This is a genomic window from Moheibacter lacus, from assembly GCF_014042165.1.
GTDB classification, from domain to species: Bacteria; Bacteroidota; Bacteroidia; order Flavobacteriales; family Weeksellaceae; genus Moheibacter; species Moheibacter lacus.
Map to the genome: position 1 here is coordinate 86,598 of NZ_JACDZE010000001.1, position 13,331 is coordinate 99,928.

Below are 13,331 nucleotides of genomic sequence, written 5' to 3' on the forward strand. Positions count from 1 at the left end.
ATATACTTTCTACAAACCTACATTATACACACAAAGAAATGAAAATAGCCGTATTTGTCTCAGGTTCAGGAAGCAATTTACAAAACATCATCGATGCCATCCAAGACGGCAGTCTTCCCAACACCGAAATCGCAATGGTTATGGCCGATCGCGATTGTTATGCAGTAGAGCGTTCGTTGGATTACGACATCCCGACCTTTTTACTCGAAGAAAAAAAGACATTTTCAGAAGATGCGGATCATAATCTCGAGGGAGAAAACATCGATCTAATCGTCCTGGCCGGATTTTTATCTATCCTTTCCAAAGAATTTGTTGAAAAATGGCAAGGAAAAATCATCAACATTCATCCGGCACTTTTACCCAAATACGGTGGAAAAGGCATGTACGGCAAACACGTTCATCAAGCGGTTCTGGATGCGGGCGACCAAGTTTCCGGTGCCACCGTTCATTTTGTAACTGCCGGAGTGGATGAAGGCGAAATCATTTTACAAGGAGAATTCGCAGTAGAAAAAACCGATGAAATAGCAGATTTACAAAGAAAAGTAGCTGAAGTTGAAAAAGAAATCATGATCCAAGCGATTCAAAAATTGACGGAAAAAATCGGATAATTTTTCAAAAGAATTAAACCATAAATTCTATTCTAAAAACAAAATAATTTCCGTAAATTTGTCGCTTGTTTTTAAAGTTAAAATTTCACTTGTATAAACCCGAGATAAGGTCGGGTGTTTCTACGGAAAACCATTAATTTTCCACTACAAATGAAGTTTTATGAATTCGTTTTCATATACTTCATTTGCAGTTTTAAAAAAGAATATAAAACGCTATGAATAAACGAATTTTTATTCAAAAAAAATCAGAATTTGACGTTCACAGTAGAAAAGTCACAAAAGAATTACAAAACCTTGTCAGCGGAATTTCGTGCAAGGTTTTTGTCATTTATGACCTTTTTGAAATCACAGAAAACCAATTGGAAAATGCACTGTGCGAGGTCTTTGCAGATCCAGTGACCGATATCGTTTACCAAAATTTCGAAGAAATTTTAACTTCCGACACCGTAAATCCCAAATCCTACTTTGCAACAGAGCCGCTTCCCGGTCAATACGACCAACGCGCCGATTCTGCCGATCAATGTTTACAACTCATCGGTTACAGAAATCCAAAAGTGAAGTCCGGCTATTTGTATGTTTTTGAAGAAATTTCCGATTCAGAATTGGAAAAAGTAAAAAACTATTTGATCAATCCTATCGAAGCCAGAGAAAAGGATTTAAGCCAACTTTCTTATAGCGAATCAACCGAAATCAAACCCGTTCCAACGGTTGAAAGTTTCATTCAATTTGATGCAAAACAATTAGAAAAATTGCACCAAGAATTTGGATTTTCGATGGGAATGGACGATTTGGAATTCATCCAAAATCATTTCAAATCCATCGATAGAAATCCAACTGAAACCGAACTAAAAGTTCTGGATACTTATTGGTCAGATCATTGTCGCCATACGACTTTTGAAACCGAATTGACTTCAATCAAATTTGAAAACCAATTCAAAGAAACCCTTCAAAAAACCTTTGATTATTATCTCAAATTAAGAGAAGAATTAAATATCCAAAAACCCATTCGTCTGATGGATATGGCGACGATTATGGGAAAATATTTGAGTAAAACCGGAAAAGTCCAAAACATTGACGTTTCGGAAGAAATCAATGCTTGTTCCATCGTCGTTCCCATCGATGTAGATGGCGTGGAAGAAGAATGGTTGTTGCAATTTAAAAACGAAACCCATAATCATCCAACGGAAGTTGAACCTTTTGGTGGTGCTTCGACTTGTGTGGGCGGAGCGATTCGTGATCCACTTTCCGGTCGTGCTTATGTATTTCAAGCGATGCGGATTACCGGTTCGGCTGATCCTTTGGAAAAAATTGAAGATACTTTACCCGGAAAATTACCGCAAAGAAAAATCACCAAAGAAGCTGCAAACGGATACAGTTCCTACGGAAACCAAATCGGACTGGCAACGACTTATGTCAAAGAAATTTACGACGAAGGTTACAAAGCCAAACGAATGGAAGTCGGTTTTGTCGCCGGAGCGGTGAAAAAAGATTGGGTACGCAGAGAAGAACCCAAAGCGGGTGATAAAGTGATTTTGTTAGGCGGACGAACCGGACGCGACGGAGTCGGAGGTGCCACAGGTTCCTCCAAAACCCATGATGGACAGAAATTGGAAGAATTGAGTTCGGAAGTACAAAAAGGAAATGCAATCGTCGAACGTAAAATCCAACGGCTCTTCCGCAACAAAGAAGTGCTTGCATTGATTAAAAAATGCAATGATTTCGGTGCGGGTGGTGTTTCAGTTGCGATTGGTGAAATCGCACGTGGCGTGAACATCGATTTAGATACACTTCCGTTAAAGTATTTAGGATTGAACGGAACCGAGTTGGCGCTTTCTGAATCTCAGGAACGAATGGCAGTAGTAGTCGAACGTAAAGATGTCGAAAAATTCATCCAATTCTCCGAAATTGAAAATTTGGAAGCAACAGTCGTGGCCGATGTTACCGATGACGAAACGATGACCATGTGGTGGAAAGGCGAGAAAATCGTGGAACTAGACAGAAAATTCCTCGATACCAATGGCGTAAGAAAACAAGCGGAAATTTCTGTAGAAAACGGAGAAAACCACTCTCCTTTTTCAGCCCAAGAATTTACCAAAGAAAATTTCATAGGTCAATTAAAAAAATTGAACCATACTTCCCAAAAGGGAATGGTGGAAATGTTTGATAATAATGTCGGACGAAGTACCGTTTTAAATGCTTTTGGTGGAAAATACCAAGATACACCGGAAGACATCAGCGTTCAGAAATTCCCAACTGACGGATTTACCGAATCGGTAAGCATGGCGAGTTTTGGTTTCAATCCGGAAATCAGCCGATGGTCGCCATATCACGGCGCTTATTTTGCGGTGATGGACAGTGTTTCAAAAATTGTAGCCGGAGGAGGAAATTACAAAGAAATCCGACTGACTTTTCAGGAATATTTTGAGAAATTAAAAGACGATCCATCTCGCTGGGGAAAACCATTTGCAGCCGTTTTGGGGTCGATTGAAGCGCAAAAACAATTGGGAATTCCTGCGATTGGTGGAAAGGACAGCATGAGCGGAAGTTATCAGGACATCGATGTTCCCCCGACTTTGATTTCATTTGCGGTGAGTCCAAATAAATCTTATAAAATCAATTCGTCGACTTTACAGCATACGAATTCAAAATTGTCCGTTTTCATTCCTAAATTGAATAAAAATCATTTATTTGACGAAGAAAATTTAAAATCGATATTCTATTATTTGTACGCCAACAACGGAAAAATTGATTCCGCAATGGCGGTAAAATCAGGTGGAATTGCCGAAACATTGGCTTTGATGGGATTTGGAAATGAAATTGGTTTTGAAATTAATTCAGAATTAGAATTGGTTAAAAATTATCCAGGCGCAATCATCATCGAGCATCAAATTGATTTGGATATTCCGGAAGAATTGAAGGAAAATTACTTCGAAATTGGAACAACCCATAAATCTTCAGATTTTAATTTCAATTCAATTCAAATTTCCATTCGCGAAGCAAAATCGGCTTGGAAATCAACATTTGCAGAACTTTTTCCTTACGAAGTACGAGGTACGAAGTCCGATCCCGAAATTTCGGGACGAGGTTTAAAAAATAACATCTCAGAAATCTTAATTCGTAAATCCAACATCGTAATTCCTAAGGTTTTCATTCCCGCATTTCCGGGAACGAATTCCGAATATGATAGTGCAAAAGCTTTCCAACGAGAAGGTGCCGAAACGGAAATTATCGTATTTAAAAATTTGTCGGAAAAAGACATCGAAGAATCGGTAGCTGCATACGCCAAAGCGATTGAAAATGCGCAAATTCTTTTCATACCTGGAGGATTTTCCGCTGCGGACGAACCGGACGGATCGGGAAAATTCATTGCGACTGTTTTGCGAAATGAAAAAATCAAAGAAAGCGTCCATAAATTATTGGAAAGAGATGGTTTGGTTTTGGGGATTTGCAATGGATTTCAAGGTTTGATCAAATCGGGATTATTGCCTTACGGCGAAATCAGACCATTGGAAGAAAACACGCCGACTTTGACTTTCAACGAAATTGGGCGACACATCGCACAAGTGGCGAAAATTCGGGTGACCAATAACCTTTCCCCGTGGTTAAAAGGAATGCAAGGAGAGGAATATTGGGTGCCGGTATCACATGGAGAAGGTCGATTTATGGCCGATGAGGAGAATTTGAAAAAACTATTTGATCAAGGACAAATTGCTACGCAATTTATTGACTTAGAAGGAAATATAGCAGAAGAAATGCCATTCAATCCAAATGGATCCATGATAGGAATCGAAGGAATTACGAGTCCATGCGGAAAGGTTTTCGGAAGAATGGGACATCCGGAAAGATTTGAAGAAGGATTGTTCCAAAACATCCCAGGAATGGGATATATGAACATATTTAAGAATGGAGTAGAATATTTTAAATAATAATCTCTGGGAAATTCTCGGCGGGTAAATTTAACCTCAAAGAGTCAAAGGAAACCGCAAAGAGCGCTGAGCAATAAAATAAAAACACAATGAGCCACACAAAAAAAGATTTCATCTACGAAGGAAAAGCCAAACAAGTCTATGCAACTGAAGACCCGAATTTGGTGATCGTATATTACAAAGACGATGCAACAGCATTCAACGCGCAAAAACGTGGAACGGTTGCTGACAAAGGCGAAATGAACAATAAGATTTCGACGTTGATTTTCAATTATTTAATTGGGAAAGGAATTCCGACGCATTACATCGAAACAATAAACGAACGCGAACAATTGGTTAAAAAAGTGGACATCATTCCGCTGGAAATGGTCGTTCGGAACTATGTTGCCGGAAGTATGGCGCAACGTTTAGGTTTGGAAGAAGGCGCAAAATCGCCTGTTACGATTTTTGACATTTGTTACAAAAAAGACGAATTGGGTGATCCTTTGATTAATGATCATCACGCCGTTTTGCTTGGAGCAGCGACTTATGAGGAATTGAAAGAAATGTACGAGGTGACCGATAAAATCAACGAAGCTTTAAAAGAATTGTTCTTAAAAGCCAATTTGATTTTGATCGATTTTAAAATCGAATTTGGAAAGGATAGTGAAGGAAACATCATTCTGGCAGATGAAATCAGTCCAGACACCTGCCGACTTTGGGACAAAGATACTTTGAAGAAATTAGACAAAGACCGTTTCAGAAGAGATTTGGGTGAGGTTTCTGAAGCTTATCATGAGGTTTACAACAGACTTTTGGAAGCGGTAAAATAAATACGATAAGTTCCGAAAACCGCAATAAAAACATTAAGAAGTTAAAAATTTAAAATTAAGATATATTAAGATTCAAATCTTTCATTAAGAAATACCTTAAATCAATTATGATTCTTAACCTTACTTAAAATTTTCTAAAAACACTAAACTGCTTAATGTTAAAAATAAAAAATAAAGTACACGCAAAATGAAAATCTGCACAAAAACATCAAATTTTCAGAACCGAATCTATCAACGAAATTGGTTAAAAACTACTTTCAACGATTCTATGGACAGCATGGAAGAGGAATGTGGCGTTTTTGGGATTTATTCGCCCAACAACATCGACACTTTTTCATTGGCTCAGTTCGGGATGTTTGCGTTGCAGCATCGCGGACAGGAAGCTGCCGGAGTCTCCGTTTTGAAAGAAGGAAATATCAAAACCTATAAATCAACCGGTTTGGTTTTGGATGTTTTTAAACAAATCGAGGAAATTGAAGAATTTCAAGGAAATGCAGCCATCGGTCATACGCGTTATACGACTGCCGGTGGTGGAAGTTCGAAAAATATTCAACCGCTGTATGCAGTGAATTATTATGGGAAACCGCATTTTTCCATTGCACACAACGGAAATGTCATCGAAACCGACGAATTAAAAGAAGAATTATACAAAGAAGGTTTGCCTTTTTTGGCGACTTCTGATACTGAAGTGATTTTGCGTTCGATTCAGAAACATTCAGATTTAAGCGTTCAGGAAGCCATCCAAAAAGGATTGAAAAACATACGCGGTGCTTATTCGGTTTTGTTGTTGACCAAAAATTCATTGGCCGCTTTTCGTGATCCCAATGGAATTCGTCCTTTGTGCATCGGGAAAATTGACGAAGAAACCTATGTTTTCAGTTCAGAAAGTTGTGCGTTGGATGCAGTTGGTGCCGAATTCATCCGCGATGTAGAACCTGGAGAAATCATCGTTGCAGACAAAGACGGTCTTCACTCCTATTCGCTTGAACAACCTTCAAAACAAAGAATTTGTGCTTTCGAATACATATATTTTGCGCGTCCCGATTCCAATATCCAAGGAAAAGACATTTATGATTTGCGTGTGGAAAGTGGTCGGAAATTGTATGAACAATCGCCTGTTGAAGCCGATGTTGTGATTGGCGTTCCCGATTCCGGAGTTCCGTCTGCTATTGGATTTTCAAACGCTTCTGGGATTCCATTTGAACCGATTTTGGTGAAAAACCGTTATATGAGCCGTTCGTTTATCGTTCCATCGCAGGAAATGCGCGAACGTGTGGTGAATTTGAAATTGAATCCGATTAAAGATAAAATCAAAGGAAAACGATTGGTGATTTTGGATGATTCGATTGTGCGCGGAACGACAAGTAAATTGTTGATCAAAATTTTAAAAGAAGCCGGCGCCAAAGAAATTCATTTCCGAAGTGCTTCGCCTCCGATTATTGCGCCTTGTTTTTTGGGCATTGATATGCCGACGAAAAAAGATTTAATTTCAGCCAATATGAATAATAAAGAATTGGCGGTTTACCTCGGTGTGGACAGTTTGGATTTTCTTTCAGTTCCCAATTTGATCGAAATCATCGGTTCAACCAATCATTGTTTTGGTTGTTTTACGGAGAAATATCCGGTGCAACGAAATGCATCAAAAGACGAATTTTATCAGAAGAAGATTGAGTATTGAGGTTAAGTGGTTAATAGATAATATTCATTTTCCTTAATAAAAATTCTTACAACGTCATAAATGATTCCACCGCCAGATTGTCTTTTCAATTCACAGGAAAAAGACGCCATTTGAGTAACTGGATTATACAGACAGAAAAAATATTCAAAATCAAATTCCTCATTGATTGATTGTAAATCTAACTGAATAAATTTTATTATTTCATTAACTAAAATTTCTCTATCTGAAGTAATTAGATATATTTTACCCTGAATTTTATCGGGTTTTCCAGAAATAATTTTTTCGACAAATTTTATAATTGACTTTTCATTTAATGTCGTCAAATCTATTAATTCAGTTTTAAGTTTATTTGGATTATCTAAATTAAAATAATTCATAATCAATTTTAAGCAAACCTCCTTCTCCGCCACCAAATCATCCCCAAACCAATTACCCAAATCACCAAAGCCGGCAGGATCAAATTGATCATCTGCCATTTGGATTTATCGAGTTGGAGTTTGGTTTCATTTAAATCGGGGATTTCTAATTTTCGGTTTTTAAGGTTCAGGAAATCAGTTTCTCCGAGCAAATAATCCACGCAGTTCAACAAGAAATTCTGGTTATCATAAGCCACCGGACGTTCTTTGGGATTGTCGGGTCGAAGTGAAAATCGGTCTTCACCCAAACGCATCGGTCTTCCCGATAAAACGTGGTTTTTCGCCACATCACCGTCAGAAACCACGATCAATTTCCCGTTTTGGGTTTCCGATTTGAAATTGGGAATTTCGTTTCGTTCATAGCGAGAAGCATACATCGATTTGAAATTTCCTTCCGCCAAAACAGCGAGTGGAATTCTTCCCATTTGGTATTCTTCTTTGTTGACATTTCCCACTTCTGCCAATTCCACCAAACTCATCGATGGTTGCAAAGTTGTATAAGGCGAAGTTGCCAATAAAACACTGTGTTCTATGTTTGGATTGTCGAGAAGTTCCATCGGATTGGCAAATTCAAATCGGACAGAAGTAATGGATTCCGTTATGGGATTGGGATCTGCACCAAATCCACGCACGAAATACGGCCAAGTATACGCGTTATAACTCACATTTCCGGCGGTCGTTTCACCATCAGCCAAAACGATTTTTGCGGCTTCCAAATCTTTTACAATCGCTGGAATGATGCGGATTCCATAGTTGAATAGAAAATCATTCAATTTCAAATCTCTTGGAAAAGCCACGATTTTTCCGCTTCTGAAAATGCTGTCCATTTCGGCGTCTACCGTTTCGGTCAGGAACATCATTTTCCCACCATTCATGATGTATTGATCCAACACCAATTTGTCAGCATCAGAAAAAGGCAAAGTGGGTTTGGCCGAAATCAAGGCATCAAAATGTTTGAGCGCTTCCAAATCCGATTGTTTTAATGTATAAGTCGAATCTTGAATCGGTTGAATATATACATCAACGTTGTAATTGTCGGCCAAAGCACGTCCGAAACCATCCATGTAGATTTGGGGTAATTCGTCGTGATGTACCAGAAATCCTACATTTTTGCGATTAACTTGGGTAATTCGTCTTATGTCATCCATAAACAAATACTCCAATTTTTCTGTGGAAGCCGCCGCTAATTGGTCAAAAGACAAAGCAGGATCGTTCACCAAAGTTTCCATCCAACCTTCCTTTTCTCCGTATTTTAATTGGGCATACGGATAAACATTCAGCACGCCATCATCTGTTTTTACCGGAGCCGGCGCGAGTCCGTTCTCTTGCAATTGGGCGGATGTATAATCTTTTGAAGGATTTAAAAATTGATAAGAAATCTGAGGATTGATGTTTCTGAATTCATCCAATAAAAAACTGATTTCATTTTTCAAAGTCCGGTAATCTCCGGAAAGTTGCCCTCCGAGTAAAACGTTTATTTTTAAAGGTTTATCAATTTTTTGAAGAATCGTTTGTGTCGTTTGGCTTAACGTATAACGTTTGTCATAGGTCATATCCAATCGTTTGAAAATGAACTCCGACAATACACCAATTCCAATTAAAATTAGAATAACAACTAAACTATTTCGTGTTGATTTTTTCATTTTTTCCGCTCCAAATTAAAATTCGTCAACACCAAAAATATTCCTATCAATACCAGAAAATAAACCAAATCCCTCGTATCGATGATTCCTTTCAACAACTGCTGATAATGCGTGTAAATCCCCAATTTTTGTACATAATAATCAGCTCCACCCAATAAATTATATGATGCCAAACTTTCAAACGCATAAAACAATATGAAGCACAAAAATATCGCTAAAACATAAGCTGCAACTTGATTTTTGGTCATCGAAGAAGTGAAAATTCCGATCGAAGCAAAAGTCGTTCCCATTAAAAACAATCCCAAATAGCCGCTGAAAAACACGCCGTAATCGAGTTGTTGGGTTTCGTTGATGAATTGATTTAAAGTATAAATAAAAATTAAAGTTGGCAACAGACAAAAAACCAAAACGATGACAACCGCCAGAAATTTCCCCCAAACGATTCCACAGATATTGATGGGTTGGGTGAATAACCATTGCAAAGTACCCGAGCTTTCTTCTTCGGCGATGGTTCGCATCGTCAAAGCCGGAATCAAAAACAACAAAATCCAAGGTGCGACAAAAAAGAAACTGCTCAAAGTCGCCGTTCCGATGTTGAATATGTTGAATTCGTTGTCAAAAAACCACAAAAACAATACGCAAATCAGCACAAACGCCGATGCGCAGATGTAGGCCATAAAACCCGTGAAATAGTTCGTTACTTCTTTTTTGAAAATCTTAATCATTCTTTCTGTTCACTAAACGGACGATCAGCATAATTAGTACGCCAACGCCTACAAAACTAATCAAAATCCAATACCAATACGTCAAAAATAATCCTTTTAAAATCACCGCAAAAACGATGATGAAAAGCAACAAAGTTGCAACTTCGTTCATCATCCTTAAACGAACCGATTTCATTTTGAATTGGTCTTGTTGGATTTCTTTCAGAGTCTTCCAACTCCAAAGATGATAACCTATTAGCAATAAAACTGCCGTTAATTTGATATGCATCCAGGGTTGTGTAAGCAGCGACTGATTTAAAAATAACATTGTAATTCCGGTTATGAGAACCAGAATTCCCGCCGGAACCGTGATGATATTCCATAATTTTCTTTCCATCAACCGAAATTGATTACGCAAAATGGATTGTTCTGATTCTGGATTATTTTGGGTTTCCGTATGGTAAATAAAAAGACGGACGATGTAAAACAGTCCGGCGAAATAACTGACCACAAAAATGATGTGAATGGCTTTAATGATGGGATAGAATTCCATAGGACAAAAATAATCAATACCTTAATATATCATTTAAAGTTGATTTGATAATTTCAACCTTCAAAAACTTTTTTTCATTTCATTAAATTAAAGTACTTTTCATTTTATTTGATTTAATTATGATGCATTTTTCCTTTCAACCTCAACTCGAAAATGAAACCCTAAAATTGGTTCCTCTCCAAGAATCGGATTTTGAAAAACTTTTTGAAGTTGCTTCTGATCCTGCAGTTTGGGCGCAACATCCCAATAAAAATCGATACAAACGAGAAGTATTCCAAACCTTTTTTAAAGGTGCAATGGAAAGTCCAGGCGCTTTTCTTGTCGTTGAAAAATCTACCGGCGAAATCGCCGGAAGCACCCGGTTTTATGATTTTAATTCTGAGGACAATAGCCTGTACATCGGTTACACATTTTACGGCACAAAGTTTTGGGGAAAAGGAATCAATCCACAAGCAAAAAAATTGATGTTGGATTATATTTTTCAATTTGTCGACAAAGTCAATTTTCATGTAGGCGCTTCCAATTTTCGATCACAAAAAGCCATGGAAAAACTTGGCGCTGTAAAAACAATGGAATTAAATGTGGCCTATTTTGGAGAAGAGGAAAAAACGAATTTTCAATATGAAATCCAGAAAAAAGATTGGTTAAAATCTAATTGAATTCGACATAAATTTCACTTCCTTTTTTCAAACCATAAAGCGTACTTGCTGCTCCAAAAGATTTAGGATTGCTTTTATAAATGGCGATTTCCAAATAACCGGAAGAACCAATCAAAGCCAAACCTTTCCCTACATAATCAAATTCTTTTTCGAAATCTTTTACGAAATCACTGTAATTCCGATACAATTCTGTAAATTCTTGATTGCGATGCCAAATCCTGAAATTTCTTTTTTTCCCAACCTTTTCAAATATTTTCTCAGAAATATTGGTAATTGCATTTCCATAATTGTCAATATAAATGACCGTTCCGATAATTTGTTTATTGTCTTTGATGACAGGACGCAATGCAGAAAGTTCTCTAAATGACTTTAATTTTTGTCCCACCACGGCGAGCATACCTCCTCTTGCCAGATGGCAAGCAACCGGAACAAATAAATCACGCGTTGGGAATACAGAATTTTCCTGAACCTGAGGCAATTTTATTTCTACCAATTCTTTTGGTGTCACTTCAGAACAAATTAAGGAAAGAATTCCGTTATCACTCGTTATGAAATAATGATCATCAATCAATGCTGCAATTGGAACTTTCGTAGGATTGGTAAGCGCATCGACTCCTAGTATGTGAATGGTTCCTTTTGGGAAATCTTTGTAAGAATTTTTGACAATAAAAGCGCCTTCAGCTATATCAAATGGTTGGATTTCATGCGAAATGTCCACAATCGTCACATCAGAAAGCTCCGTATAAATTTTTGCTTTCAATGAGGCAACATTGGCATCTTTTATTCCAAAATCAGTTGTTAATGTAATAATCGGCATGAAAAATCTGTTCCAGCAAACAAATATATTGCGTATTTTTGTATTGAATCGAATTTAAACACAAGACATTTGACAGAATTAAATTTAGAATTGGTTGATGTAAACATTCAAGAGTTTTACGGACCCAATAATGAAAACTTTAAAACTTTAAAATCCTATTTCCCCAAATTAAAAATTGTAGGTCGTGGAAGGACTATTTCTGCAGTGGGAAATGAGGATTTACTTCAGGCATTGGATCAAAAAATCGCTCAAATCATCACGCACATACAACACTTTAACCAACTGAAAGAAAAAGATGTAGAACATATTTTGGAACTCGACAGTTCTACCCAAAAAACAATGACAAACGCAAAAGAAGTTTTGGTACATGGCGTCAATGGCAAACTCATCAAAGCCCATACTCCCGGACAAATCGAATTGGTAGACAAAGTTTATAAGAACGATATGGTATTTGCCATAGGACCAGCCGGAACCGGAAAAACCTACACAAGTGTCGCACTTGCTGTTCAAGCGCTTAAAAACAAGGAAGTTAGAAGAATCATCTTAACGCGTCCTGCTGTAGAAGCTGGTGAAAGTTTGGGTTTTTTACCGGGTGATTTGAAAGAAAAACTGGACCCCTATTTACAACCACTTTATGATGCCTTGAAAGATATGATTCATTTTGAAAAACTGAATTCTTATTATGAAAAAGGAATCATCGAAGTGGCTCCTTTGGCGTTTATGCGCGGACGAACTTTGGACGAAGCCTTTGTCATACTTGACGAAGCGCAGAACACCACACATGCTCAGATGAAAATGTTCCTGACCCGAATGGGTAAAAATGCCAAATTCATCATCACCGGCGACCCTGAACAAGTCGATTTACCACCCAAACAGAAATCGGGATTAAAAGAAGCCATGTCTATTTTGGACAATGTTGATGGAATTGGGATGGTGAAATTGACGGAAAAGGATGTGGTCAGACATAAATTGGTTGGAAAAATTCTTCAGGCTTATAAAAAAGTAGATAATCAGTAATGAAATGATATTAGGTCATAAAGTCTCAATTTTGAAATGGGATGATTATTTGATTTTATTTATTTTTCTCATTCTCATCATTTTACCTGAATATTTCTCTAATTATTATTTTCATTAATTAATTTTACAACAGGTCTAATTATTTTTTCATATATCTACTTTGGCTAAAAAATAACGAACTAATTTGGAATGAAACAAGTTTTACAAGAAGGCGATTTTTACAAAACACCGGAAGGTTACATCGTTTTTACGGAACAATATCATTTGCGTCGTGGCTATTGTTGCAAAAGCGGTTGCCGGCATTGTCCATACGGATATGACAAAAAAACGGATACGTTTAAAAAGAAAAATTAGAGTCGCTTTGAGCGGCTTTTTTGTTGAGTTGAAACCAAAAAAAACCCCGGCATTTCTGCCGGGACCCTCTCTACTAAAACTTAAGTACCATGAAAACTCAACTACCTTATGAAAAGAATAGTACTTAACTGTTTATATTCCAAA

12 protein-coding genes and 1 riboswitch are annotated in these 13,331 nt (G+C 37.4%); of the genes, 7 read left to right on the top strand and 5 right to left on the bottom strand.

The window, feature by feature from the left end; all coding sequences use genetic code 11:
• Positions 1 to 38: 38 nt before the first annotated feature.
• The 4 genes from purN (at position 39) to purF (ending at position 7,024) form a co-directional block, all read left to right on the top strand.
• Positions 39 to 608: a phosphoribosylglycinamide formyltransferase gene (gene purN / locus HU137_RS00395; RefSeq protein ID WP_182041835.1), complete on the top strand. Its 570-nt coding sequence runs from the start codon at positions 39 to 41 to the stop codon at positions 606 to 608.
• A gap of 69 nt (positions 609 to 677) precedes the next feature.
• Positions 678 to 775: riboswitch (purine riboswitch) on the top strand.
• A 48-nt stretch (positions 776 to 823) separates the two neighbouring features.
• Positions 824 to 4,534 (top strand): phosphoribosylformylglycinamidine synthase, encoded by a 3,711-nt coding sequence (locus HU137_RS00400; protein WP_182041836.1) that lies wholly within the window; start codon positions 824 to 826, stop codon positions 4,532 to 4,534.
• Between the two features lie 89 nt (positions 4,535 to 4,623).
• Entirely contained in the window at positions 4,624 to 5,346 is a 723-nt protein-coding gene (gene purC / locus HU137_RS00405; RefSeq protein ID WP_182041837.1) for a phosphoribosylaminoimidazolesuccinocarboxamide synthase, read from the top strand.
• Between the two features lie 187 nt (positions 5,347 to 5,533).
• A complete protein-coding gene (gene purF / locus HU137_RS00410; RefSeq protein ID WP_182041838.1) occupies positions 5,534 to 7,024 on the top strand; it encodes an amidophosphoribosyltransferase in 1,491 nt (496 codons plus the stop codon).
• 2 nt (positions 7,025 to 7,026) lie between these two features.
• On the opposite strand, the gene HU137_RS00415 is transcribed toward purF, so the two are convergent.
• Genes HU137_RS00415 through HU137_RS00430 form a run of 4 tightly spaced genes read right to left on the bottom strand, consistent with a single transcriptional unit; the run spans position 7,027 to position 10,340 of the window.
• Positions 7,027 to 7,500, bottom strand: a complete 474-nt coding sequence (locus HU137_RS00415) for a hypothetical protein (protein ID WP_182041839.1) — start codon at positions 7,498 to 7,500, stop codon at positions 7,027 to 7,029.
• Positions 7,410 to 9,083 (bottom strand): gliding motility-associated ABC transporter substrate-binding protein GldG, encoded by a 1,674-nt coding sequence (gene gldG / locus HU137_RS00420; protein WP_182041840.1) that lies wholly within the window; start codon positions 9,081 to 9,083, stop codon positions 7,410 to 7,412. The genes HU137_RS00415 and gldG overlap by 91 nt, the downstream gene beginning before the upstream one ends.
• Entirely contained in the window at positions 9,080 to 9,808 is a 729-nt protein-coding gene (locus tag HU137_RS00425; protein WP_182041841.1) for an ABC transporter permease subunit, read from the bottom strand. Before HU137_RS00425 ends, gldG begins: the two co-directional genes overlap by 4 nt.
• The gene (locus HU137_RS00430) at positions 9,801 to 10,340 is read right to left on the bottom strand and encodes a CopD family protein (RefSeq protein WP_182041842.1); all 540 of its coding nucleotides are present in this window, start codon (positions 10,338 to 10,340) and stop codon (positions 9,801 to 9,803) included. The genes HU137_RS00425 and HU137_RS00430 overlap by 8 nt, the downstream gene beginning before the upstream one ends.
• Positions 10,341 to 10,462: 122 nt before the next feature.
• On the opposite strand from HU137_RS00430, the gene HU137_RS00435 reads away from it, so the two are divergent.
• Positions 10,463 to 10,999, top strand: coding sequence for a GNAT family N-acetyltransferase (locus tag HU137_RS00435; RefSeq protein WP_182043275.1), 537 nt, complete (start codon positions 10,463 to 10,465; stop codon positions 10,997 to 10,999).
• Here the strand turns inward: HU137_RS00435 and HU137_RS00440 are convergent.
• The gene (locus tag HU137_RS00440; RefSeq protein ID WP_182041843.1) at positions 10,992 to 11,816 is read right to left on the bottom strand and encodes an SAM hydrolase/SAM-dependent halogenase family protein; all 825 of its coding nucleotides are present in this window, start codon (positions 11,814 to 11,816) and stop codon (positions 10,992 to 10,994) included. The genes HU137_RS00435 and HU137_RS00440 overlap by 8 nt on opposite strands.
• A 69-nt stretch (positions 11,817 to 11,885) precedes the next feature.
• On the opposite strand from HU137_RS00440, the gene HU137_RS00445 reads away from it, so the two are divergent.
• On the top strand, positions 11,886 to 12,833 hold the full coding sequence (locus HU137_RS00445; protein ID WP_182041844.1) for a PhoH family protein: 948 nt from the start codon (positions 11,886 to 11,888) through the stop codon (positions 12,831 to 12,833).
• Positions 12,834 to 13,022: 189 nt separating this feature from the next.
• The gene (locus HU137_RS00450) at positions 13,023 to 13,187 is read left to right on the top strand and encodes a DUF5522 domain-containing protein (protein WP_182041845.1); all 165 of its coding nucleotides are present in this window, start codon (positions 13,023 to 13,025) and stop codon (positions 13,185 to 13,187) included.
• Positions 13,188 to 13,331: the final 144 nt, after the last annotated feature.

Bases quoted from the DNA above. Each gene is read 5' to 3' on its own strand.
- purN (WP_182041835.1), top strand. From the start codon at position 39: ATGAAAATAGCCGTATTTGTCTCAGGTTCAGGAAGCAATTTACAAAAC.
- HU137_RS00400 (WP_182041836.1), top strand. From the start codon at position 824: ATGAATAAACGAATTTTTATTCAAAAAAAATCAGAATTTGACGTTCAC.
- purC (WP_182041837.1), top strand. From the start codon at position 4,624: ATGAGCCACACAAAAAAAGATTTCATCTACGAAGGAAAAGCCAAACAA.
- purF (WP_182041838.1), top strand. From the start codon at position 5,534: ATGAAAATCTGCACAAAAACATCAAATTTTCAGAACCGAATCTATCAA.
- HU137_RS00415 (WP_182041839.1), bottom strand. From the start codon at position 7,500: ATGGCAGATGATCAATTTGATCCTGCCGGCTTTGGTGATTTGGGTAAT.
- gldG (WP_182041840.1), bottom strand. From the start codon at position 9,083: ATGAAAAAATCAACACGAAATAGTTTAGTTGTTATTCTAATTTTAATT.
- HU137_RS00425 (WP_182041841.1), bottom strand. From the start codon at position 9,808: ATGATTAAGATTTTCAAAAAAGAAGTAACGAACTATTTCACGGGTTTT.
- HU137_RS00430 (WP_182041842.1), bottom strand. From the start codon at position 10,340: ATGGAATTCTATCCCATCATTAAAGCCATTCACATCATTTTTGTGGTC.
- HU137_RS00435 (WP_182043275.1), top strand. From the start codon at position 10,463: ATGCATTTTTCCTTTCAACCTCAACTCGAAAATGAAACCCTAAAATTG.
- HU137_RS00440 (WP_182041843.1), bottom strand. From the start codon at position 11,816: ATGCCGATTATTACATTAACAACTGATTTTGGAATAAAAGATGCCAAT.
- HU137_RS00450 (WP_182041845.1), top strand. From the start codon at position 13,023: ATGAAACAAGTTTTACAAGAAGGCGATTTTTACAAAACACCGGAAGGT.